Source organism: Pseudomonas mendocina, assembly GCF_900636545.1.
In the GTDB taxonomy this organism is placed as follows: domain Bacteria; phylum Pseudomonadota; class Gammaproteobacteria; order Pseudomonadales; family Pseudomonadaceae; genus Aquipseudomonas; species Aquipseudomonas mendocina.
In genome coordinates this window covers 4,906,625-4,929,302 of sequence record NZ_LR134290.1, presented here as the reverse complement: position 1 = coordinate 4,929,302, position 22,678 = coordinate 4,906,625, and the positions used below count along the sequence as shown (strand labels likewise).

Below are 22,678 nucleotides of genomic sequence, written 5' to 3'. Positions count from 1 at the left end.
GCGGGGCCTGAGCCCCGCCGCCGGGCTTACTCGATGACCAGGATGGCGTCCATTTCTACCTGCGCGCCGCGCGGCAGAGCGGCCACACCGATGGCGGCACGCGCCGGGTAGGGCTGCTCGAAGTAACGGCCCATGACTTCGTTGACCTTGGCGAAGTGCGAGAGGTCGGTGAGGAAGATGTTCAGCTTGACGATGTCCTTGAACGAACCGCCGGCGGCTTCGGCAACGGCCTTGAGGTTCTCGAACACCTGCACGGTCTGTGCTTCGAAGCCCTCGACCAGCTCCATGCTCACCGGATCCAGCGGGATCTGGCCGGACATGTAGACGGTGTTGCCGGCCTTGATCGCCTGAGAGTAGGTGCCGATGGCGGCGGGGGCCTTGTCGCTGGTGATGACGGTCTTGCTCATGAATCGCTCCTTGTGAGAACTGACTGGGTCGAGCACCCAGCCTACAGACTGGAAATAGGGGAATTGTGTCAGGCGCGTACTCGGGTGATACGCATCACGCCCTTGAGCGCGCGCAGCTTCTTGATCACGCGGGCCAGGTGTACGCGGTCATGCACGCTGACCACCAGCTGCACGACGCTGATACGGCCGTCGCGTTCGTCCATGCTGATCTTCTCGATGTTGCCATCGGCGGCATTGACGCTGCTGGCCAGTAGCGCGATCAGGCCGCGCTGGTGCTCCAGTTCGACGCGCAGTTCGACGTTGAATTCGCCGGTGACATCCTTGGCCCAGTTGAGCTGGATGCATTTTTCCGGGTTGTGGCGGATATCGACGATGTTCCGGCAGCTTTCCATGTGCACCACCATGCCTTTGCCGGCGGACAGGTAGCCGACGATGGGGTCGCCGGGAATCGGAGTGCAGCACTTGGCGTAGCTCATCACTAGGCCTTCGGTGCCGCGAATCGCCAGCGGGCCTTCGCTGCTCGGCAGGGTCTCGTCGCCGCTCTCGGCCAGTAGGCGGCGGGCGACGACATAGGCCATGCGGTTGCCCAGGCCGATGTCTTCGAGCAGGTCCTCGATGACCTCCTGGCGGTACTCGCCGAGCACCGCCTGAACGCGCTCGGGGGCAATCTTCTCCAGGTGCGTATCGAAGCTGGCCAGTACCTTGTTCAGCAGGCGTTCGCCAAGGCTGATGGATTCCGAACGGCGCTGCTGCTTGAGCGCGTGGCGGATGTGCGTGCGCGCCTTGCCGGTGACCACGAAGTTGAGCCAGGCCGGGTTGGGGCGGGCGCCCGGTGCGGTGACGATCTCCACCGTCGAGCCGCTTTCCAGCGCCTGCGACAGCGGCGCCAGGCGCCGATTGATGCGGCAGGCGATGCAGGTGTTGCCGACGTCGGTGTGTACCGCGTAGGCGAAGTCGACCGCGGTGGAGCCCTTCGGCAGCTCCATGATGCGGCCCTTGGGCGTGAACACGTAGACCTCGTCCGGGAACAGGTCGATCTTCACGCTCTCGATGAATTCCAGCGAGTTGCCGGCGCGTTGCTGCAGTTCCAGTACGCCCTTGACCCACTGACGCGCGCGAGCGTGGTTGCCCTTGGGCGCTTCGTCTTCGTTGGACTTGTACAGCCAGTGTGCGGCGATGCCGTTGTTGGCCATCTCTTCCATTTCGCGGGTGCGGATCTGGATCTCGATGGGCACGCCGTGCATGCCGAACAGCGTGGTGTGCAGCGACTGGTAGCCGTTGGCCTTGGGGATCGCGATGTAATCCTTGAAGCGGCCGGGCAGCGGCTTGTACAGGTTATGCACGGCGCCGAGCACGCGGTAGCAGGTGTCGACTTTGTCGACGATGATGCGGAAGGCGTAGACGTCCATGATCTCGTTGAACGCCTTACGCTTGCCGCGCATCTTCTGGTAGATGCTGTAGAGGTGCTTCTCGCGGCCGATCACTTCGCCTTCCATGCCTTCGCGTTGCAGGCACATCTGGATCGACTCCTCGATCTTGGCGACGATTTCCTTGCGGTTGCCCCGAGCGCGGCGCACGGCGGCGCGGATGCGCTCGGAGCGCATCGGGTGCATGGCCTTGAAACCCAGGTCTTCGAACTCCACGCGCATGTTGTGCATGCCCAGCCGGTTGGCGATGGGGGCGTAGATTTCCAGGGTTTCCTTGGCGATGCGCCGGCTCTTCTCGTGCGGCATGGCATCGAGGGTGCGCATGTTGTGCAGGCGATCGGCAAGCTTGACCAGAATCACGCGGATGTCGCGGGCCATGGCCATGGCCATCTTCTGGAAGTTCTCGGCCTGCGCCTCGGCCTTGGTCTCGAAGTTCATCTGGGTCAGTTTGCTGACCCCGTCGACCAGTTCGGCCACGGTTTCGCCGAACTGCGCGTTTAGAGCTTCCTTGGCGATGCCGGTGTCTTCGATGACGTCGTGCAGCATGGCGGCCATCAGGCTCTGATGATCCATGTGCATGTCGGCGAGGATGCTGGCCACGGCCAGCGGATGGGTCACGTAGGCTTCGCCGCTGCGGCGGCGTTGCCCGTCGTGCGCCTGTTCGGCGTAGAAGTAGGCTCGGCGTACCAGGTTGACCTGGTCATGGCCGAGGTAGGCCGAAAGTCGGTCGGCGAGAGCGTCTATGCCAGCCATGGGAGACTCTCCCGTTGGCAGCTGTGGCCCTGCGCCGCGCGACTTCGACCCGGCATCATCGACTTACAGAGGCTCGTTGGCCTCTTCCTCGAAGGCAGCGAACAGCGGTTCTTCTTCGACGATGTCTTCCTGGGCGACTACTTCGTAGTCCACCAGGCCGGCAGCGATTTCGCGCAGGGCCACCACGGTGGGCTTGTCGTTTTCCCAAGCCACTTTCGGCTCTTTGCCGCCGGTGGCCAGCTGGCGCGAACGCTTGGTCGCGAGCATGACCAGTTCGAAGCGGTTATCAACGTTGTCCAGGCAATCTTCGACGGTAACGCGAGCCATGGTGTTCCTCGTAACGTGTGCGGATAAGCTTGGCCCGAGCGGGCGAGCGGACTGAATAGTCTAAAAAATCACCAGCGACAATGGAAGCGCTGTTTTACGCCAGCAGTTCGCTGAGCAGGCCGGCATGGCGCTGCTGTTGCTGAGTTTGTGCCAGCTGGTTGCTGCGGAAGATGGCTTTCAGGTCGCTCAGGGCGTGATTGAAGTCATCGTTGATCACCAGGTAGTCGTACTCGACATAGTGGCTCATTTCGCTGACCGCTTCGCGCATGCGCCGCTCGATGATTTCGCCGCTGTCCTGGCCGCGATTGGTCAGGCGATGGCGCAGCGCTTCCTGGGTCGGCGGTAGGATGAAGATGGACTTGGCCTGCGGCATCAGCTTGCGTACCTGCTGCGCGCCCTGCCAGTCGATCTCTAGGATCAGGTCGAAACCTTCGGCCAGGGTCTGCTCGACCCATTTCTGCGAGGTGCCGTAGAAATTGTCGAACACCTGGGCATGCTCGAGAAACTCGCTGCGCTCGATCATGGCACTGAACTGGGCGTGGTCGACGAAGTGGTAGTTGACCCCGTCCTGCTCGCCGGGACGCATGGCGCGAGTGGTGTGCGAGACCGAGACGCGAATCTGCGGCTCGCTCTCGATCAGTGCCTTGACCAGGCTGGTCTTGCCGGCGCCGGAGGGTGCGGAAACGATATAGAGGGTGCCGGTGGTGGCCATTAGAGCTTCCTGAGCAAATCTTGATGGGCGTGAAAACGTAGCGAGCGACGGCTAAACAAGGCGAAATCAGGTGAGAAAGCGGAGTTTACGACTGTAAATGAGCATTTCGAACCTTATTTCAACGCGGTATAGCCTAGCGCAGCAGTTTTCACTCGATGTTCTGTACTTGCTCGCGCATCTGTTCGATGAGTACCTTCAGGTTGACCGCCGCCTGCGTGCTGCGCGGGTCGAACGCCTTGGAGCCGAGGGTGTTGGCCTCGCGGTTGAGCTCCTGCATCAGGAAATCCAGGCGTCGCCCGGCGGCGCCGCCGGCCTTGAGCACGCGGCGCACTTCGCTGACGTGGGTACTCAGGCGATCCAGCTCTTCGGCCACGTCGCTCTTCTGCGCCAGCAGCACCAGTTCCTGCTCCAGGCGTTGCGGGTCGAGCTCAGCCTGCATCTCGGCGAAGCGGGTTTCGATCTTCTGGCGCTGGCCGGCGAGCATTTGTGGTACCAGTTCGCGCAGGGCAGCGACTTCGTCGAGGATGCTGTCGAGGCGCTCGTTGAGCAGCTTGGCCAGCTCGGCACCTTCGCGGGCGCGCCCGGCCTTGAGTTCGCCCAAGGCCTGATCGAACAGCTTCAATGCGGCGGCGTTGAGCGCCTGCGGATCTGCCGAGTCGGCGACCAGCACGCCAGGCCAGGCCAGCACTTCCAGCGGGTTGAGCGGAGCCGGTTGCTTGATCAGTGCGGCGACCTGCTCAGCGGCGGTGATCAACTGACGCGCTCGCTCGCTGTCGACCTGCAGGGGTTTGCCGGCGCTTTCTTCGGCGAAGCGCAGGGTGCACTCCACCTTGCCGCGCGACAGGCCCTGGCGCAGCGCTTCGCGCACCGCGCCTTCGAGGTCGCGAAAGGCATCGGGCAGGCGCAGGTGCGGTTCCAGATAGCGGTGATTGACCGAGCGCAGTTCCCAGCTCAGTGTGCCGTGGGCGGTTGCCTGCTCGTTGCGGGCAAAGGCCGTCATGCTGTGAACCATGGGATACCTCGCGGAAGTCAGCTCGAAAAACGCAGGATTGTAGCTTAGGGTGCCTGCCCATTTCATGTGCAGGCGATCAGGCTTGCCGTCAGTCGCTGCCAATTCGGCATGTCGCCGCGGTCGACCGCCCCCTATAATGCATGCTGTTTTCACTTAACGAAGTAGGTATCGCTCGATGAAACGTCCCAGTGGCCGCGCCGCCGATCAGTTGCGCTCGATTCGCATCACCCGCAACTACACCAAGCATGCCGAGGGTTCGGTACTGGTCGAGTTCGGCGATACCAAGGTGATCTGCACCGTCAGCGTCGAGTCCGGCGTGCCGCGTTTCCTCAAGGGCCAGGGTCAAGGTTGGTTGACTGCCGAATACGGCATGCTGCCGCGCGCCACTGGCGAGCGTAACCAGCGTGAAGCCAGCCGTGGCAAGCAGGGTGGTCGTACCCTGGAAATCCAACGCCTAATCGGCCGCTCGCTGCGGGCTGCGCTGGACATGAGCAAGCTGGGTGAGAACACCCTGTACGTCGATTGCGATGTGATTCAGGCTGACGGCGGTACTCGCACCGCGTCGATCACTGGTTCGATGGTGGCGCTGATCGATGCGCTGAAAGTGCTGAAGAAGCGTGGCGCACTCAAGGGCGAGCCGCTCAAGCAGATGATTGCCGCCGTGTCGGTTGGCATCTATCAGGGCGAGCCGGTGCTTGACCTGGACTATCTGGAAGATTCCGCCGCTGAGACCGACCTCAACGTGGTAATGACCAATGCCGGTGGCTTCATCGAAGTGCAGGGCACGGCTGAGGGTGCACCGTTCCAGCCTGATGAATTCAACGCCATGCTGGCGCTGGCGCAGAAGGGCATGAACGAGATCTTTGAACTGCAGAAGGCCGCTCTGGTCGACTGAAACCCGTAACGAGCAAGGAGCACCAGGATGAATGACGATATGCAAAACCCGCTTCCGACGCCCAGTCAGGAGGCGCGTCAGTGGGCCATGTTCTGTCACTTCGCCGCGTTTCTCGGTCTGGTGTTCCCTTTCGGTAATCTGCTCGGCCCGCTGATCGTCTGGCAGATCAAGAAGGATTTCGACCCCTTCGTCGATGCGCAGGGCAAGGAAGCGCTTAACTTCCAGATCAGCGTGGCGCTGGCTGCCGTGGTCTGCTTCATCCTGATGGTAGTGGTGATAGGCTTCCCGCTGCTGATGCTGCTGGGGCTGGCCGCGTTGGTGCTGACCATCATCGCCGGTATCAAGGCCAATGAAGGGCAGAACTATCGCTACCCGTTCAGCTGGCGGCTGATCAAGTAATTCAATGGAGTTGTATGGCCGGGATGACCTCCGCCATGTCAGGGAAGGACAGTTTGATGAAAGTACGAATGTTGATGCTGGCTCTGTTTCTGACAGCGCTAGCTGGCTGCGGAGATGCTGCTCGGACGCTGGCCGAGCAGGCGAAACTGCAGGCTTTGAGGGCCGAGGCGGCGCAATTGCATGACGCCGGGCAGTCGCGACAGGCGATTGCCAAGTTCGAGAAGGTAGTCGATAGCCCGATCGCAACGGATGCGGAGAAGGCTCATGCACTTCGCTTCATCTCGCTGGGCTATTACGAGCTGAATGAATTTTCGCGCTCAGGCGAGTACGCGGCCAAGGCTGCAGCCTACTATCCGCAGGGCTCCTACGATTACCTGGTGAACATGGCCGACGCCGACCTCATGCAGGGACATGTACCTGAAGCCGCTGCCAAGCTGGAGCAGGCGCAGGCCATGCAGCCACGTGGTCTGGCGGCCAACAACGTGCTGGGTCTGCTTTATCTGGGTGACAACGGTCAGCAGTATGCCGATTACCCCAAGGCGCTTGTCTACAATCGGGCGGCCTTCGAGATCGAGCCGGGACGTATTACCGAGATCGCCTTGGTGCGTAACTACCTGGCTTTGCATGAATACGAGCAGGCCCAGGCTCATCTGCTCGATCTGAGACGGCGCTATGCCGATGACCAGCTTATACGCGACCTGCTGGAACAGGCTGAAAAGGGCCTGAAACAGGCTCGCGAGTGACAACAAAAAGCCGGCGATAAGCCGGCTTTTTCGTACCTGTCGTTCAGACGCTGAGAATCCAGTCGTAATCGACGATCAGCGGCGCATGCTGAGAGAAGCGTGGCTGACGCGGCAGGCGGGCGCTACGCACGCTGCGGCGCATGCCGGGCGTTAGCAGCTGATAGTCGAAGCGGTAACCCAGATTGAGCATTTCTGCCTGTTCGTTATCCGGCCACCAGCTGAACTGATCGCCTTCGCGGCTGACTTCGCGCAGGGCATCGACATAACCCATATTGCCCACCACCTCATCCATCCAGGCGCGTTCGGGCGCCAGGAAGCCTGGTGATTGCTGGCAGTCGCGCCAGTTCTTCACATCCATCTTCTGGTGCGCGACATGCAGCGAGCCGCAATAGATGTACTCGCGGCGCTTACGCCGTTGTTTGTCCAGATAATGGGTGAAGTCGTCCATGAACTTGAATTTCTGATTCAAGCTCTCATCACCGTCCCGCCCGCTTGGCAGCAGCAGGGTGGCGATACTTACCTTGTCGAAATCGGCCTGCAGGTAGCGCCCGTAGCGATCGGCCATCTCGAAGCCGAGGCCGCTGATCACCGCCTTGGGTTGCAATCGCGAGTAGAGTGCCACGCCACCTTGGCTGGGCACTTCACCGTCGCATGCATAGAGGAAATAACCATCCAGCTGGAAGGCTTGGTCGTCCATTTCAAAGGCGGAGGCACGGGTGTCTTGCAGGCAGATCACGTCGGCATTCTGAGCTTGCAGCCAGCTGAGCAAACCTCGCTCGGCTGCAGCCTGAATACCATTCACGTTCACACTGATGATCCGCATAAATGGCCCCCAAAAACACGTGCGTGTATGATACCCGAGCTCACCTCAATTAGCTAAATCCGTGCCGTCCGGGACTTTTTCATGCAAGCGTACCAGCGCGATTTCATTCGCTTTGCCATCGAACGCGGGGTTCTGCGTTTTGGTCAGTTCACCCTCAAGTCCGGGCGTACCAGCCCCTATTTCTTCAATGCCGGCCTGTTCGACAGTGGCCTGGCGCTGGCTCAGCTGGGGCGTTTCTATGCCGCTGCCATCGTCGACAGCGGTATCGATTTCGATGTGTTGTTCGGCCCGGCCTACAAGGGCATCCCGCTGGCGGCAACCACTGCCGTGGCGCTGGCCGAACATCATCAGCGTGATCTGCCCTGGTGCTTCAATCGCAAGGAAGCCAAGGATCATGGCGAAGGCGGCACTCTGGTCGGCGCGCCGCTCAATGGCCGTGTGCTGATCGTCGATGACGTGATCACCGCCGGCACCGCCATTCGTGAAGTGATGCAGATCATCCAGGGGCAGGGTGCCCAGGCTGCTGGCACTCTGATCGCATTGAACCGCCAGGAGCGTGGTCAGGGCGAGCTATCCGCGATTCAGGAAGTCGAGCGCGACTTTGGCATGCCGGTAGTGAGCATCGTGTCACTCGAACAGGTACTGGAATATCTGGCGGGGGATGCTGAACTGAAGCAATATCTGCCGGCTGTCGAAGCCTATCGCGCCGAGTACGGAATCTAGTCCTAGCACAAGGTAGTCCTATGCCTGCACCACTCTTGACCCGCTGTACGCTGCTCTGTAGCCTGCTGCTGCCGTTGTCTGGAGTGGCTGCCGAACTGTATCGCTATGTCGACGACAAGGGCGTGACGGTACTTAGCCGCCAGGGTGTGCCGCCGGAATTCATCGGCAAGGGCTATGAAGTGCTCAATGACCAGGGGCGTGTCGTGCGGGTGATTCCGCCGGCACCGACACCGGAAGAGTTCGCCCGTATGCAGGCGGACAAGGCCCGTGCCAGCAGCGATGCGCAGCTGTTGCGCCTGTATACCAACCTCGATGATGTCGACCGTGCCCGCTTACGCAAGCTGGCCGAGCTCGACGGCGTCACCAGTGTCGCCCGCGGCAACCTGCAGTCGGTGCGCACGCAGCAGGCCAACCTGCAGAGCCAGGCCGCCGACCATGAGCGAGCCGGACGCCAGGTGCCGGAGCAGTTGCTCGCTCAGATCAACAACCTCAAGGACGAGCAGCAGCGTCTGCAGCGTGATATCGCCCGCTACAAGGAAGCCCGCACCCAGGCCGAAGCCAGTTTTGCCGCTGACCGCGCACGGCTGGCCGAGTTGTTCGGCGACTCCGCGTCCAAGCCCTGAGCGAATATCCGCTGGCTCAATGCTGCGGCGGCGTTCGTTCGAAACTCACGATTTTCTCTCTGAGCCACTGCGGCAGCGGCGCACTGCTGCGTGTCGCGCTGTCGGCGTGCACGTAGACGATTTCACCGCTGGTCAGTAGCTCGCCGTCACGCCAGATGCCAAGGTCGAAGGTCAGGCTGGAGCGGCCCAGGCGTGCGCTGCGGATGCCGATCTGCAACAGATCGTCGAAGCGCGCCGGTGACCGGTACTCGAGCAGCGCACGGATGGCGAAGAAGTCGCCGCCATCCTGTGCCAGATCGGCCGGGTAGGCGATGCCCAGGGCGCGAAAGTATTCGGTGATGGCGACGTCGGCGTAGGTCAGGTATTGGCCATTGAAGACGATGCTCTGCGGATCGACTTCGGCCCAGCGTACGCGCAAGGTGTGGATGAAGGTGAACTGGCTGGCATCGGGCGTGCTGCTCATGGGCGATCCTCTATCAAGGTTGCCAGGTGAGCGTGCTGGTTGCGCGTGGGTGCGGCAAGTGCGAGTCGCCACATGGATGGGGGGAGATAAGCAGGCTCGATGGCCGGGTAGGGTGCGCCTTGTGCACCACTGTATGGCGGGCCATCACAGGTTTTTTGCGGGCGTCTTTCGGGATTGAGGGGCGGCCGCTTTGCCCTCTCCCGCCCTGCGGGCACCCTCTCCCTGAGGGAGAGGGTCATCAGAAAGCCGCGTTCGCGGCTTGCTTTTAGGGGCGCTTGCGGTTGCTGATCATGGTGCCGTTGCCGACATCGGTGAAGATCTCCAGCAACACGGCATTGGGTACACGACCATCGATGATGTGCGAGCTGGTCACGCCACCCTGCACCGCTTCCAGTGCGCATTTGATCTTCGGCAGCATGCCGCCATAGATGGTGCCGTCGGCGATCAGTTCGTTGACCTGCTCGGTGTTCAGGCCGGTGAGCACCTCACCCTGCTTGTTCATCAGGCCGGCGATATTGGTCAGCAGCATCAGCTTCTCGGCTTTCAGCGCTTCGGCCACCTTGCCGGCCACCAGGTCGGCGTTGATGTTGTAGGACTCGCCATCCGGGCCGACGCCGATGGGCGCGATGACCGGGATGAAGTCGCCCTTGACCAGCATGTTGAGCAGGTCGGTGTTGACCCCGGTGACCTCGCCGACATGGCCGATGTCGATGATTTCCGGCTGGGTCATCTCCGGCGTCTGACGGCTGACCTTGAGCTTGCGCGCGCGGATCAGGCCGGCGTCCTTGCCGGTCAGGCCGATGGCGCTGCCACCGTGCTGGTTGATCAGGTTGACGATGCTCTTGTTGACCTGGCCGCCCAGCACCATTTCCACCACGTCCATGGTGGCGGTATCGGTGACGCGCATGCCATCGATGAAGTGGCTTTCGATGGACAGCCGCTTGAGCAGATCGCCGATCTGCGGGCCGCCACCGTGTACCACCACCGGGTTGATGCCGACCGCCTTCATCAGCACGATGTCGCGGGCGAAGCCCTGCTTGAGTTCCTCGCTCTCCATGGCGTTGCCGCCGTACTTGATCACCAGGGTCTTGCCGACGAAGCGGCGGATGTAGGGCAGGGCTTCGGACAGTACCTTGGCTACCTGGGCGGCGGCGTCACGCTCGAGGGTCATGCAGGGGGCTCCTGGAACAATCGGTCAAAAGGGTAGTTGCAGGTCGGGGGCGACCTTGAGCAATTGGGTGCGGAAGACATCCTGGATACGCTCCAGCTCTTCCTGGGTGTCGGCCTCGAAGCGCAGCACCAGCACCGGCGTGGTGTTGGAGGCGCGGATCAGGCCCCAGCCCTTGGGATAGTCGACGCGCACGCCGTCGATGCTGGTGATGTTCGCCTCGCCCCATTGGCCTTCGCGCTGCAGCCGCTCGATCATGCCGAACTTGGTTTGCTCGGTGACCTTGATGTTGATTTCCGGCGTGGAAATGTCGCTGGGGAAGGCGCTGAACACCTGCTCGGCGTTGCGTTTCTCGAGGCTGAGGATCTCCAGCAGGCGCGCAGCGCTGTAGATACCATCGTCGAAACCGTACCAGCGCTCCTTGAAGAAGATGTGACCGCTCATCTCGCCAGCCAGCAGGGCGCCGGTTTCCTTCATTTTCTTCTTGATCAGAGAGTGGCCGGTCTTCCACATCACCGGACGGCCACCGTAGCCACTGATCAGCGGGGTCAGGCGACGGGTGCATTTGACGTCGAAGATGATGTCGGCGCCGGGGTTACGCGAGACCACGTCCTTGGCGAACAGCATCAGCAGGCGGTCCGGGTAGACGATGGTGCCGGTGTTGGTCACCACGCCGACGCGGTCGCCGTCGCCGTCGAACGCCAGGCCCAGGTCGGCATTCTCGGATTTGACGCGGGCGATCAGGTCGACCAGGTTCTCCGGCTTGCCCGGATCCGGGTGGTGGTTGGGGAAGGTGCCGTCCACTTCGCAGAACAGCGGAATCACGCTGCAGCCCAGCGCCTCGATCAGTTGCGGGGCGATCACGCCCGCGGCGCCATTGCCGCAGTCGACCACCACGCGCAGTGGCTTGGCCAGGGCGATGTCGTCACGGATAGTCTTGAAATAGCGCTGCAGCACGTCGACCTGTTGCACGCTGCCGACGCCGCTGGCCAGGTCGTTGTTGTCCAGGCGGGTCTTCAGCGCGAGGATCTGCTCGTTGGCCAGGGTGTCGCCAGCGATGATGATCTTGAAACCGTTGTAATCCGGCGGGTTGTGGCTGCCGGTGAGCATCACGGCCGAACGGCCCTCCAGCACGTTGGCAGCGAAGTACACCACCGGGGTCGGCACCATGCCGATGTCGGTGACTTCGCAGCCGCAGTCGAGCAGGCCCTGTACCAGTTGCTGCAGCAGTTCGGGGCCGGACAGGCGGCCGTCACGGCCAACAATGACCTTGGGCTCGCCCTGGGCCAGGCTCTGCGAGCCGATGGCGCGGCCGATCCAGTAGGCGTATTCGGCGGTCAGGGTGTCACCCACCACGCCACGAATGTCGTAGGCACGGAAAATGTCGGCGGGAAGTTTCGGGGCGCTTTGGCTAGTGCTCATTGCGGGGCTCTGCTCCAGTCCCAGGAGATCCTGGTCTTCATCGAGAATGTCGATATCGAGGATATCGGTGTCCTGAAACAGCGGGTCGACCAGCTCGGCTGGCTTGGCTGCCGGCTGAGTGGCGGGTGCCGCGGCTGTTCCTTTAACGGGGGTACTGCTGCCTTCAGGGCTGCTGCGGCGCGGCAAGCGCGCCAGGCTCTGTGCCAGCGTATCGAGTGCCGGCACGCTGAGGCTGAAGGCTTTGACGTTCTTGCCGGCAGAGAGTTCTTTCAGCATTTGTCCGAGCTGCCCTGCATCGAGGTTGACGCGCCGTTGCAGGGCGCCTTGCACCAGGATCAGGCCGATCACGGCGCCGCCCAGGGCAAGCAGAAGAGCCAGGCCGAGCATCGACGCAGGTACGCTGCTCTGCATCAGCGCTGGGCCGGGGATAAAGCTGATCTTCCAGTACGGATTGCCGGTGGAAAAGGTTTGTGCGCTGCCCTCGCCGGGCTGGCCACGTTGCAACAGCACCTGCGCCGGGGTGTTGGCGAACTGCTGGATCAGCTGCACCTGGCCGTATTCGGCAGGCAGCGCAGGCAGGGTGGCGAGCAGGCGTTGCAGGTCGAAGGCCAGCAACAGCGTGCCCTGAGCCGGCTGGTTCTCGCCAACGCGCAGGGCCACGGCGCTGTAGGCCAGCCAGCGCTGACCGACCCGGTAGGCTTCGACGGCGGGCTGCTGGCCACTTTCGGCGCGGCGCAGCATGTCCAGGCCGGCGAAGTTCATCGGCGCGGCGCGGCTGGTGTTCTGCACGGCTTCACCGCGGCGGTTGAGATGGGCGTCGATCACACCGTCCCAGTAACCCAGGCTGCGTTCGGCTTCGCTGACCTGCAGGCTGTCGCCGCTTTGCAGTGCTTGCAGCAGCTGCGGGTTACGCGCAGCGGCCAGGCTGTCGGCTTGCAGTTGCTTGAGCGCCTGTTGTACAGCGGCAGCCTGGTTGCTGCCGAGGGCCTGGGTCAACTCGGCCTGGCGAGCCTGGCTGCTGCTGCTATCGGCGAACCACAGCAACGCACCGCCGGCGCCGACGCCGATCAGGGCGGCCAGCAGGCCTGGCAACAGCGTCCCCAGCGAGGGATTGGTCGCCTTGCGCTTGGGCTGGTCCGGTACCAGGCTGGCGGCGCTATCGACTTCCTTGGCAGTACGCTTGAAGAGTTTCACGTAGGCGCTCCTCGGCGGTTCGTCCTGTGGGGGGAGGGTCAGTGGCTACCGGAATGGCCGAAGCCGCCAGCGCCACGTTGGGTCTCGTCGAACTGCTCGACCAGCTCGAAATGCGCCTGCACGACCGGCACCAGCACCAGCTGTGCGATGCGCTCGCCAATGGCGATGGTGAAAGGTGTCTGGCCGCGGTTCCAGCACGACACCATCAGTTCGCCCTGGTAGTCGGAGTCGATCAGGCCGACCAGGTTGCCGAGGACGATGCCGTGTTTGTGGCCGAGGCCCGAGCGCGGCAGGATCAGTGCCGCCAGGCCGGGGTCGCCGATATAGATCGACAGGCCGGTGGGGATCAGCACGGTCTGGCCCGGCTCGAGGACGATGTCTTCCTTGAGCATGGCACGCAGGTCGAGGCCGGCAGAGCCAGGCGTGGCGTATTGCGGCAGCGGGAATTCCTGGCCGAGGCGAGGATCGAGGATCTTGGCTTGCAGAGCGTGCATAGTCAGTTCTTGTTCAGTCGTTCGGCGATAAGGGTGATCAACTGGCGGGCGATCTTGCCCTTGCTGGTCTGGGCGAAGCTGAATTGCTGCAGCCCGCGGTCGATCACGGTGATGGCGTTCTCTTCACTATTGAAGCCGATGCTGGGGTTGGCCACATCATTGGCGACGATAAGATCGAGATTTTTGTCGCGCAGCTTGCGCGAGGCGTATTCGAGCAGGTTCTCGGTCTCGGCGGCGAAGCCCACGCTGAACGGGCGATCCTCGCGGCCGGCGATGGTGGCGAGAATATCCGGGTTGCGCACCATTTGCAGGAGCATCCCTTCACCGCTGCTAGGGTCTTTCTTCAATTTGTGCTGGGCGACCACTTCTGGTCGGTAGTCGGCGACTGCGGCAGCGGCGATCAGCACGTCGCAGGGCATGGCGGCTTCGCAGGCAGCGAGCATGTCGCGGGCACTGACCACGTCGATACGGCTGACCCGATCCGGCGTCGGCAGGTGCACCGGGCCACTGACCAGGGTGACGCGCGCGCCGGCTTCGGCTGCGGCTTCGGCAAGGGCGAAGCCCATCTTGCCGGAGCTGTGGTTGGTGATGTAGCGCACCGGGTCGATGTTTTCCTGGGTCGGGCCGGCGGTGATCAGAACGTGTAGGCCTTCGAGCGCCTGACGCTGGAAGCAGTCGGCGGCCAGGTTGGCCAGATCATTGGGTTCGAGCATACGGCCGAGGCCGACGTCACCGCAGGCCTGGCTGCCGGAGGCTGGACCGAACAGGCGCATGCCGCGCTGCTGCAACAGGTCGAGGTTGGCCTGGGTGGCGTCGTCGCGCCACATGGCCTGGTTCATCGCCGGTGCCAGGGCGATCGGCGCATCGGTGGCCAGCACCAGCGTGGTCAACAGGTCGTTGGCCACGCCCTGGGCCAGGCGGGCGATCAGGTCGGCGGTGGCCGGGGCGATGAGGATCAGGTCGGCCCAGCGAGCGAGCTCGATATGGCCCATCGCCGCTTCGGCAGCCGGATCGAGCAGGTCAAGATGGACGGGGTGGCCGGACAGCGCCTGCAGGGTCAGCGGGGTGATGAATTCTCGTCCGCCCTGGGTCATGACCACGCGGACTTCGGCGCCTTGATCCTTGAGGCGGCGAACCAGTTCGGCGCTCTTGTAGGCAGCAATACCGCCCCCCACGCCGACGATGATGCGTTTGCGATACAGCCGCTGCATAGGCCTGCCTTTTATATACCGGTGGATGTGCGCCACGTGACCAACGCCTCCCCAGGCCGGCCCCGTGTAAAAAGATGGGCTACGATAGCACAGCGCCTATAACGGAAGCAGTGGGCGCCTGGCTCAACATGGAGGTGCCGATGAGCATTCGCGACTGGCCCGCGGCAGAGCGCCCGCGGGAGAAACTGCTGGAGCAGGGCGCGGCTTCGCTGACCGATGCCGAGCTGCTGGCGATCTTCCTGCGCACAGGAGTTACCGGCAAGAGTGCGGTGGACCTGGCGCGCTACCTGCTGAGCGAGTTCGGCAGCCTGAGGGCCCTGCTCGAGGCCGATCTGACGGGCTTCAGCCAGCACCTCGGCCTGGGCCCTGCCAAGTACGCACAATTGCAGGCCGTTCTGGAAATGTCGCGGCGCCATCTGGCCGAGCGCCTGCGCCGCGATTCGGCGCTGGAGAGTCCGCAGGCCGTGCGCGACTACCTCAAGGCACAGCTGCGTCACGAACCGCATGAGGTGTTCGGCTGTCTGTTTCTCGATGCCAAGCACCGTGTGTTGGCCTTCGAGGTGTTGTTTCGCGGTAGCATCGACAGTGCCAGTGTCTACCCCAGGCAGGTGGTCAAGCGTTCGCTGGCCAACAATGCCGCCGCCGTCATCCTCACCCATAACCACCCATCGGGCGTGTCGGAGCCCAGTCAGGCTGACCGCGTGCTGACCCAGCGTCTCAAGGATGCTCTGGCGCTGGTCGAGGTGCGCGTGCTCGATCATTTCATCGTTGGCGATGGTGAGCCGCTGTCGATGGCCGAGCTGGGCTGGATGTAGCCTCAGGCCGGCTCGACCCTTGCCTTGATGCTGTGCAGCATGCGCCGGCGAATCAACCCGCTGACGGGGCGGATCGCCAGCCAATAGGGGGTGAATGCCAGGCGGCTGGTCCTGTCCGGGCAGTGCACACGGGTTTCGGTGATCAGGCGGGTGCTGCCATCGCTCGCCGGCTCGCACTGAAAGAACATCAGTAAACGAGCCACGCCGGGTTGGTGGAAGGCACGAAACGCCTCGCCATTGGCGCAGGGAAACAGGCTGAAGTCACTGCGCCAGAATCGGCCGATCAGTCCGTAGGCAGCCTGGTCGGCCTCGCGTGCCAACAGGCTGAAGGCGTGCATGCCGAACCTCGGCCGGTCCTGCAGTGCATTGCTCAGCCCCAGTCTGAGGGCCAGGCGTGCTGGCGCTTCGCGTAGCTGCAGGCAGCGGCGGATCAATGGATCGTCTTCTGCCTCCAGCATGGCGACGGCGTCGAGAATTGCCGACGGTGCGGCGAGGATCTCCAGTTGATGGCGCTCGCTGAACTGGTACTCGGGCAGCAACTGCGCGGCGAGGTTCACAAGGTCACCCGCGATACGCCCTGTTGGCCTTGCGGGTAGGCCCCGCTGCTCTACACTTTGCCACTGGGCAGCGAGAAGCCAGTCGTGTGGGCTCTGGCCTGGGTCGGAGTATGCAGCGGGGCGGTGAACAACAGGCGCATGGCGGCCTCCTCGTTCCTGGTGTCGGCGGCAAGCCTGCAACCCTAGCCGATTTGCCAGGCGCCGCGCACCTGATCGAGGCGACGAGCGGTCGAATCTTGATCAGGCCCCAAAGGCCCGGCTCCCGGCCGGTCCGTGTGCCGGGCTTTGAGTTTTATCCTGCGGTTTCCCTTGTTGCTCCCAGGGCTTTCTGGTATAAAGCAGCGCTCTTTTCTAGGGGCCCGGTTCTTGCGCTATCCAGTGCGCCCGGTAAGACCCTCGAGAAACGCGGCGCTGAGCGCCAATGACATTGAGTTTAAGCGGCCAACCCATGCCGGGTTGGGCATGTGGTTTTAGAGGGCTGAGGCATGTCGAGAGTCTGTCAAGTTACCGGTAAGGGTCCGGTAACCGGGAACAACATTTCCCACGCAAACAACAAAACCCGTCGTCGTTTCCTGCCGAACCTGCAGCACCATCGCTTCTGGGTCGAGTCCGAGAAGCGCTTCGTGCGTCTGCGCGTTTCTGCCAAAGGCATGCGCGTCATCGACAAGCGTGGCATCGACGTAGTGCTGGCTGAGCTGCGCGCTCGCGGCGAAAAGGTTTAAGGAGAGAGTCATGCGTGAACTGATCCGTTTGGTGTCCAGCGCCGGTACCGGCCACTTCTACACCACCGACAAGAACAAGCGCACCACCCCCGACAAGATCGAAATCAAGAAATTCGATCCGGTCGTACGCAAGCACGTGATGTACAAGGAAGCCAAGATCAAGTAATTGATCGGCTACCCGTCGAAGAAGCCCGCCCTTATGGCGGGCTTTTTTATTGTCTGCTTCTGTCGCGACTCGCGCGTGGGCAAGCCTACGCGACCATCGGTCGCGCAATTTTTTACGCAACTCGACCATCTGTCACTTACGTCACGTCAGGGCTCGGTTTAGACTGCGCCGTTGCCGTGGAACTGACTCATCCATCAGCTTTTGCTGGATGTGGGCATATGGGCTTCGGGCACCCTCCGTTCGTCATTTGCCCAGAGGCTCGCATGACCGCTTCAGCTCATTGTGTGGAAGTTCTGATCGCCGAGGCGGATCCCTGGACGTCCAATCTGCTGCAGCAACTTGTCCTCGATGTACGTGGTGATGCCCGCGTGCTGCAGGTCAGCGATGGCCAGGCCGCACTGGCACGCTGTAAGCGCCGCCTGCCCGACCTGGTGATCGCCGATGGCGAGCTGCCGGGGCTCGATGGCTTGGAGCTGCTGCGTCAGTTGCGCCGTCATCCGCGCACGCCGGCGTTGCCGTTCGTGCTCATCAGCGGTCGCCTTGATGCCAGCAGCGTGCGTGCGGCGCGGCCACTGGCGCCCAGCGCCTATCTGGCCAAACCTTTCAATGCCGAGAGTCTGCGCCAGCGTCTGCGGACATTGCTGCCAGCGCCTGCGGGCGCCGTGGCGGTGCGTCAGCCGTTGCTGGTTAGCGAGCTGCGCGATTTTCTCGATACGGTGCGCGAAGAGGGCCAGGGTGCGCCGCTGCTCAGCGATGTGCGCAATGCCGTGAGTCAGGGGTTGCAGGCTGGCGAGCAGGACTTGGGCGAGCTGGAGGCGGTATTTGGCAGCGACCCACAGATCACCGCGTTGCTGATCGCTGCCGCCAGCACGGCCGCCCAGCATCAGGGCGTACCTTGCCAGACCTTGGCCCAGGCGCTGCATCGCCTGGGAGTGGCGCGCACGCTGAACCTGGTGCTGGGGCTGGCCCTGCAGCGCAATGCGCAGTTGCGCGATCCGCGTCTGGCCGAACTGGCGACCCTTGCCTGGCAGCAGGCGCGACGCAGTGCCGATCTGGCGCGTTGGCTGGCGCTCGAACTGAGGCTCGATGCCGAGCTGTGCTACACCGCCGGCCTGCTGCACAACCTGGGCGAGCTGGCCTTGCTGCGCAGTCTGCAGGACTGGCTGGATGCAGGGGGTGAGTTGAGCAACGAGCAGATCGAGCAAGCCATGCAGCGTCGGTCGGCCAGCTTCGGCTCGGCCCTGCGTATCCGCTGGCGCCTGCCATTCGGTCTGCGCGAACTGATCGCGGCGTTCTATGGCCTGGGCAGCGGCGTGTTCTCGCGCGAGGCGTTGGTACTCAACCTCAGCGGCTCGCTGCTGGCGCTACCGGCCAGCGAGCAACCGGCGAGCCTGGCCGAGGCGCGTTGCGTACGAATGCTGCGGCTTGACCTGGGGTTGCTCGAGCGCCTGCCGGCGGAGCTCTATCAGGCTTCCTGAGTGCCGTGGCGGCGGGCATCGTCGGCCAGTTGGCGCAGAGGTTGCGGCCGACCTACGAAGTAGCCCTGGGCGTAGTCGATGCCCAGGCGACGCAGGCAGTCCAGGCTGGCCTGCGTCTCGACGAACTCGGCGACGGTGACCAGGCCAAGTTGCGCGGCGATCTGGCGCATCGAGCCGACCATGGCCTGATTGATCGGGTCGTGTTCGATGTCGCGAATGAAGCTGCCGTCGATCTTCAGGATATCCAGCGGCAGGTGGCGCAGGTAGGCGTAGGACGCGAAGCCGCTGCCGAAGTCGTCCAGCGCGACCTTCAGACCCTTGCCACGCAACTCCTCGATCCATTGTGCGGAAACGCCCAGCTCGCCCAGTGCGACCATTTCCGTCACTTCGATGCACAGCTTGCCTGGCGGTAGACCATGGCGCTGCAACTCGTCCTGCAGCAGGCGGTGGAAGCCGCAATCAAGCAGGGAACTGGCGCTGATGTTGACGTTGACCTGCGCCAGCTGTGCCAGGTGACGCGGATTGGCGGCCAGCCAGGCGCACAGGTGCTGGATTACCCAGCGGTCGATGGCGCCGAGAAAGTCATAACGCGCTGCCGCGTCGAGAAACTGCGCCGGGCTGATCCACTCGCCACTGTGCGGGTCGTGGTAACGCAGCAGCACTTCGTAGTGCAGGCCGGCCGCGGTGCTCTGCAGGGCCTGTACCGGTTGGAAGAACAGCTCGAAATGACCGCGCTCTGTAGCCTCGCGCAAGCGGGTGATCCATTGCAGCTGGCGCTGATGTTCGAGCAGCGCACCGTCGGCCGGGTTGAACTGCTGCACGCGGTTGCGCCCCTGGTGCTTGGCCAGCTGGCTGGCGCTGCTGGCCCAGTTCAGTGCGGTTTCCCAGTCACGTACGCCGGAACTCAAGGCCAGCATGCCGATACTGACGTGCAGACGGAATGGCCGCCCCTGCCAGGTGAAGACGAACTGTTCGACGGCTCTTCGCAATTGTTCGGCCTGCTCCAGCGCGGCGGCGTCGTCGACTTCGCGTAGCAGTACGGCGAACTCGTCGCCGCCGACACGCGCCAACTCGGCATGGCGTGGCAGCTGGTGCTGCAACTGGCCGGCCAGCTGGCGCAGCAACTGGTCGCCAGCGGAGTGACCGAACAAATCGTTGACCTGCTTGAAGCGATCCAGCCCCAACAGCAACAGATGGCTGAAGCGCCGTTTGGCGGTGCCGCTGAGTGTTTCCGACAGCAGCCGCTCCAGCTCGCGGCGGTTGAGCAGACCTGTCAGGGCGTCATGGGCCGCCAGGCTTTGCAGGCGTTCTTCCAGGGCGCGGCGCTCGCTGAGGTCGACCACGATGCCTTCGATGAAATCCTGATGCGGGCGCAGGTGCAATGACAGGTAGATCCAGCGCGGGCGCTGGGCCAGGTCGTACAGCTCACACTCGCAACTGACCGTGCCGGCCTGCTCGTCTAGCTGGCGCAGCAGGGCGCGCCACTGCGTTTCCCCCAACAGGCGCTGCAGGGACAGGTTGTCGAGATCAGACGGCAGAGGCTCGCTGCCGAGCAGGCGTACCAGGCTTGGGTTGGCCTCCAGCAATCGGCCGTCGCGGTGGCAGCGGAAGATACCCTCGCCGCTATGGCGGAACAGCGCTTGGTATTGCTCCAGGTTATCGATGGCCTGTGCCTGGCTGCTCAGCAGTACGCGGCGTACGCGCTCCAGCTGTTTATCGAGCAGGGCGCCGAACAGCAGCATGCTCAGCGCGGGCAGGTAGGCGTACAACGCATAGAAGCCGGCTGGTAGCGGAATCAGGCCGGCGCGGCTCAGCGGCACTAGCAGCATCAGCACCAGCGCGGCGCTCCAGCACAGCAGGTAGCCGGGTGCATAGGGGCGGCGCTGGGCGATGCCGAGCACCATCAGCAGCATCTGATAGAGCCCGGTGGCCAGGGTCAGCAGGTTCAGCGTCTGGTAGGCGGCAGGATGTTCGACCAGCAGGCCGCCCACGCTGACCAGCAGGGTGGCAGCGAACAGGGCGTCGCGCAGCCAGCGCAGGCGTCCCAGGTGCAGGCCGAGAGCGCTGGCGATGAACAGCGAGCTGAAAATCATCATGCCTGCGGTAGGCAGGTTGATCAGCAGCTTGGGCAGCAGCGGCCATTGTGGCCAGAGCAGCCCGGCCAGGTTGTACAGGCTGGCGTTGTACAGCGCCACGCACAGCGAGGTGAGGCTGAAGTAGGCCAGTTGCGCTTCACGCAGGGTGCTGTACTTGACCATATAGAACAGCGCCAGGGCGATCAGGACACCGATCAACAGGCCGCTCTGCAGCCAGCTGTGGGCAATCAGTTGCTGGCCATGCTCTGCACCGACCAGTTGCAGCGGCAGGTTGATCGCCGAATGACTTTGTACGCGCAGCAGCAGGCTATGCGGGCCATCGTCCAGCCGTGGCAGGTTGAGCAGGAACTGTGGGTAGGGTTCGCCACGTTCGCTGAATGCACGATTTGCGCCGCTGTACAGCGGGCCGAGCGACTGCTCGCCGTCGAACAGCCAGACCTCCAGATCATCGAGGAAGGTCTGGCCGATGATTAGCTGCAGGCGCTCGGCCGGCGGCGTCTGCAACTGCACGGCGAGCCACCAGGCGCTGCGTGTGTAGCCGATGCGTGCCGTGCCCTGCACTTCACGACCTTCTTGCTCGATGCGCTGCAGTACTTCGCTGGCGCTGAGTTGGCCGGAGGGATCTTCCAGCAGCAGGCTGTGCTCGATGCTCACCGGTCTGGCCAGGTCGGCTGCGCTGAGCTTCAGTAGCGGCAGCGCGCTGCCCGCCCAGGCCGGTAGGGTGCCGGCCAGGCAGAGCAGCAAGATCAGTGAGCGAAGCGGTCGAAGCATCCTTGGCGCCTCATGGCTACTACGAGGGCGCCGAGGTCCGGTGAACGCTGTTGGGTCGGGGAGCGGTCGGGCGCAGGTGAATTCTAGCCGACTACTGGCGTGATGATTGCGCGGCGAGTCTCATCCGTCGGGATCGCGCGACCAATGACCGCCGCGCGGCGCCTCGATCATGCAGTCTGCGTACGCTCCTCAACGGTCTTTTCTGCGCGGGTCCAGCGATTGGCCCGGGCGAAGGTGCCGAAGTCGTTGAAGCGTACGCCCATCTCGCGCATCACCCTGTGGGCGAAGGGCACGGTCAGCTGGCGGATGTAGAAGGGCTCCTTGACCACGAAATGATGGATCGCATGGCTGCTGCCGAAGTTGAAGCAGAACGCCTGCAGCGGCCACAGCCACCAGGGGTTGAGCACCTGAGTCTGCTGGATCACGTTGCCCGGCTCGACATCACCGTAATAATGCATGTTGGAGCTGACGAAGTGCAGGCAGAAGGTGCGCAGCACATTGGGGCCGACCAGCACCACCACGGCGATGTTCACCACTGCCATCACGTTCAGCATCGTGGCCGACCAGGCGATCGGAGCGCCGATGGCGGTGCTGGCCCAGTCCAGCAGATGGAAACCGAGGAACAGGTACCAGGTCGCCCAGTTGAGCAGCCCCAGCGGCGCGTAGACCTTCAGCGTGCGGGTCAGGATCAGCCGGCGGTGCTCGGGGTTCTTCGCCCGCAGCCAGCGAATGAACGAGCTCATCATGTTGTCGCCGACCATCAGCAGGCGCGCGATGCCCCAGGGCTCGCCGTTGGTGATGGCGCGCTCCTCCATGTCGGCTTCGCTGCCGGAAACCTTGTGATGGTTCAGGTGCAGATGGCGGCGTACCCACGGATTGATGGTGCTCGGCCGCGCCAGCCAGACCAGCGCCAGCATCAGGTTGTGCGGCAGCGGTCGCTTGCGGAAATACATCGAGTGGATCAGGTCATGTTCGAGCTCGTGGGTCAGCGAGGCGAAGAAGGCGTTGAGCAGCAGGCAGGCCCACCAGGCCAGATGACCGCCGACGTACAAGGCTGCCGAGCCGATCATGCCGAGCAGGGCGAAAGCCAGGGTGCCGGCACCGAGGGCGTCCTGATGCAGCAGGATCGGGTAGCGCTGCCGCAGTGCATTGCCATGGGCCATCACCTGTTCACGGATATAAGCGGCGCGTTGCTGGTCATTAAGGCTTGCGGGAGAAGGGGACATGCCGACATCCTCTTGTTATTGGGCTGTGACTTCACTGTGCCGTGACGGTCG

The 22,678-nt window shown here is 63.2% G+C and carries 23 protein-coding genes; 9 read left to right on the top strand and 14 right to left on the bottom strand.

Features of this window, described 5'->3' with window-relative positions; all coding sequences use genetic code 11:
* Positions 1-26: 26 nt before the first annotated feature.
* The 5 genes from EL191_RS23135 to EL191_RS23115 all read right to left on the bottom strand — a co-directional run bounded on the left by EL191_RS23135 (position 27) and on the right by EL191_RS23115 (position 4,638).
* On the bottom strand, positions 27-407 hold the full coding sequence (locus EL191_RS23135) for a RidA family protein (RefSeq protein ID WP_013717760.1): 381 nt from the start codon (positions 405-407) through the stop codon (positions 27-29).
* 68 nt (positions 408-475) lie between these two features.
* On the bottom strand, positions 476-2,587 hold the full coding sequence (gene spoT / locus EL191_RS23130; RefSeq protein ID WP_013717759.1) for a bifunctional GTP diphosphokinase/guanosine-3',5'-bis pyrophosphate 3'-pyrophosphohydrolase: 2,112 nt from the start codon (positions 2,585-2,587) through the stop codon (positions 476-478).
* A gap of 63 nt (positions 2,588-2,650) precedes the next feature.
* A complete protein-coding gene (gene rpoZ / locus EL191_RS23125) occupies positions 2,651-2,914 on the bottom strand; it encodes a DNA-directed RNA polymerase subunit omega (protein WP_003242550.1) in 264 nt (87 codons plus the stop codon).
* Between the two features lie 94 nt (positions 2,915-3,008).
* Positions 3,009-3,626 (bottom strand): guanylate kinase, encoded by a 618-nt coding sequence (gmk, locus tag EL191_RS23120; protein WP_013717758.1) that lies wholly within the window; start codon positions 3,624-3,626, stop codon positions 3,009-3,011.
* A 148-nt stretch (positions 3,627-3,774) separates the two neighbouring features.
* Entirely contained in the window at positions 3,775-4,638 is an 864-nt protein-coding gene (locus tag EL191_RS23115) for a YicC/YloC family endoribonuclease (protein ID WP_041980409.1), read from the bottom strand.
* A 175-nt stretch (positions 4,639-4,813) separates the two neighbouring features.
* Here EL191_RS23115 and rph point away from each other — a divergent pair, with 175 nt between their 5' ends.
* Genes rph through EL191_RS23100 form a run of 3 tightly spaced genes read left to right on the top strand, consistent with a single transcriptional unit; the run spans position 4,814 to position 6,675 of the window.
* Complete coding sequence (gene rph / locus EL191_RS23110; RefSeq protein WP_041980407.1) at positions 4,814-5,533, top strand: ribonuclease PH; 720 nt, start codon at positions 4,814-4,816, stop codon at positions 5,531-5,533.
* Positions 5,534-5,560: 27 nt separating this feature from the next.
* Positions 5,561-5,932, top strand: a complete 372-nt coding sequence (locus tag EL191_RS23105; protein ID WP_041980405.1) for a DUF4870 domain-containing protein — start codon at positions 5,561-5,563, stop codon at positions 5,930-5,932.
* A 14-nt stretch (positions 5,933-5,946) separates the two neighbouring features.
* Positions 5,947-6,675 (top strand): tetratricopeptide repeat protein, encoded by a 729-nt coding sequence (locus EL191_RS23100; protein WP_232005497.1) that lies wholly within the window; start codon positions 5,947-5,949, stop codon positions 6,673-6,675.
* 43 nt (positions 6,676-6,718) lie between these two features.
* Here the strand turns inward: EL191_RS23100 and EL191_RS23095 are convergent, their stop codons facing one another.
* Positions 6,719-7,498, bottom strand: coding sequence for an exodeoxyribonuclease III (locus tag EL191_RS23095; RefSeq protein ID WP_017360498.1), 780 nt, complete (start codon positions 7,496-7,498; stop codon positions 6,719-6,721).
* Positions 7,499-7,579: 81 nt separating this feature from the next.
* Here EL191_RS23095 and pyrE point away from each other — a divergent pair, with 81 nt between their 5' ends.
* Both pyrE and EL191_RS23085 read left to right on the top strand, forming a co-directional pair.
* Entirely contained in the window at positions 7,580-8,221 is a 642-nt protein-coding gene (pyrE, locus tag EL191_RS23090) for an orotate phosphoribosyltransferase (RefSeq protein WP_041980401.1), read from the top strand.
* Between the two features lie 20 nt (positions 8,222-8,241).
* Positions 8,242-8,844: a DUF4124 domain-containing protein gene (locus EL191_RS23085; protein ID WP_041980399.1), complete on the top strand. Its 603-nt coding sequence runs from the start codon at positions 8,242-8,244 to the stop codon at positions 8,842-8,844.
* A gap of 16 nt (positions 8,845-8,860) precedes the next feature.
* Here the strand turns inward: EL191_RS23085 and EL191_RS23080 are convergent, their stop codons facing one another.
* From EL191_RS23080 to coaBC, 5 genes are all read right to left on the bottom strand, one after another.
* Positions 8,861-9,307, bottom strand: coding sequence for an acyl-CoA thioesterase (locus EL191_RS23080; RefSeq protein ID WP_041980397.1), 447 nt, complete (start codon positions 9,305-9,307; stop codon positions 8,861-8,863).
* A gap of 265 nt (positions 9,308-9,572) precedes the next feature.
* Entirely contained in the window at positions 9,573-10,478 is a 906-nt protein-coding gene (argB, locus tag EL191_RS23075; RefSeq protein WP_041980395.1) for an acetylglutamate kinase, read from the bottom strand.
* 24 nt (positions 10,479-10,502) lie between these two features.
* Positions 10,503-11,897, bottom strand: a complete 1,395-nt coding sequence (gene algC / locus EL191_RS24485; protein ID WP_196770190.1) for a phosphomannomutase/phosphoglucomutase — start codon at positions 11,895-11,897, stop codon at positions 10,503-10,505.
* Positions 11,898-13,129: 1,232 nt separating this feature from the next.
* Positions 13,130-13,585: a dUTP diphosphatase gene (gene dut / locus EL191_RS23065; protein ID WP_013717747.1), complete on the bottom strand. Its 456-nt coding sequence runs from the start codon at positions 13,583-13,585 to the stop codon at positions 13,130-13,132.
* A gap of 2 nt (positions 13,586-13,587) precedes the next feature.
* Complete coding sequence (coaBC, locus tag EL191_RS23060) at positions 13,588-14,796, bottom strand: bifunctional phosphopantothenoylcysteine decarboxylase/phosphopantothenate--cysteine ligase CoaBC (RefSeq protein WP_041980393.1); 1,209 nt, start codon at positions 14,794-14,796, stop codon at positions 13,588-13,590.
* 140 nt (positions 14,797-14,936) lie between these two features.
* Between coaBC and radC the strand changes: the two genes are divergently transcribed.
* Entirely contained in the window at positions 14,937-15,611 is a 675-nt protein-coding gene (radC, locus tag EL191_RS23055) for a RadC family protein (RefSeq protein ID WP_024310040.1), read from the top strand.
* A gap of 2 nt (positions 15,612-15,613) precedes the next feature.
* Here radC and EL191_RS23050 read toward each other — a convergent pair whose 3' ends face one another.
* Positions 15,614-16,168 (bottom strand): DUF2867 domain-containing protein, encoded by a 555-nt coding sequence (locus EL191_RS23050; protein ID WP_041980392.1) that lies wholly within the window; start codon positions 16,166-16,168, stop codon positions 15,614-15,616.
* Between the two features lie 485 nt (positions 16,169-16,653).
* Between EL191_RS23050 and rpmB the strand changes: the two genes are divergently transcribed.
* The 3 genes from rpmB (at position 16,654) to EL191_RS23035 (ending at position 18,534) form a co-directional block, all read left to right on the top strand.
* Positions 16,654-16,890 (top strand): 50S ribosomal protein L28, encoded by a 237-nt coding sequence (gene rpmB, locus EL191_RS23045; protein ID WP_003242523.1) that lies wholly within the window; start codon positions 16,654-16,656, stop codon positions 16,888-16,890.
* A gap of 10 nt (positions 16,891-16,900) precedes the next feature.
* Positions 16,901-17,056, top strand: coding sequence for a 50S ribosomal protein L33 (rpmG, locus tag EL191_RS23040; RefSeq protein WP_003464575.1), 156 nt, complete (start codon positions 16,901-16,903; stop codon positions 17,054-17,056).
* Positions 17,057-17,319: 263 nt separating this feature from the next.
* Entirely contained in the window at positions 17,320-18,534 is a 1,215-nt protein-coding gene (locus EL191_RS23035; protein WP_041980391.1) for an HDOD domain-containing protein, read from the top strand.
* On the opposite strand, the gene EL191_RS23030 is transcribed toward EL191_RS23035, so the two are convergent.
* Together EL191_RS23030 and EL191_RS23025 are read right to left on the bottom strand one after the other, a co-directional pair.
* Positions 18,522-21,401: an EAL domain-containing protein gene (locus tag EL191_RS23030; RefSeq protein ID WP_041980390.1), complete on the bottom strand. Its 2,880-nt coding sequence runs from the start codon at positions 21,399-21,401 to the stop codon at positions 18,522-18,524. The genes EL191_RS23035 and EL191_RS23030 overlap by 13 nt on opposite strands.
* A 167-nt stretch (positions 21,402-21,568) precedes the next feature.
* A complete protein-coding gene (locus EL191_RS23025) occupies positions 21,569-22,627 on the bottom strand; it encodes a fatty acid desaturase (RefSeq protein ID WP_041980389.1) in 1,059 nt (352 codons plus the stop codon).
* Positions 22,628-22,678 lie beyond the last annotated feature (51 nt).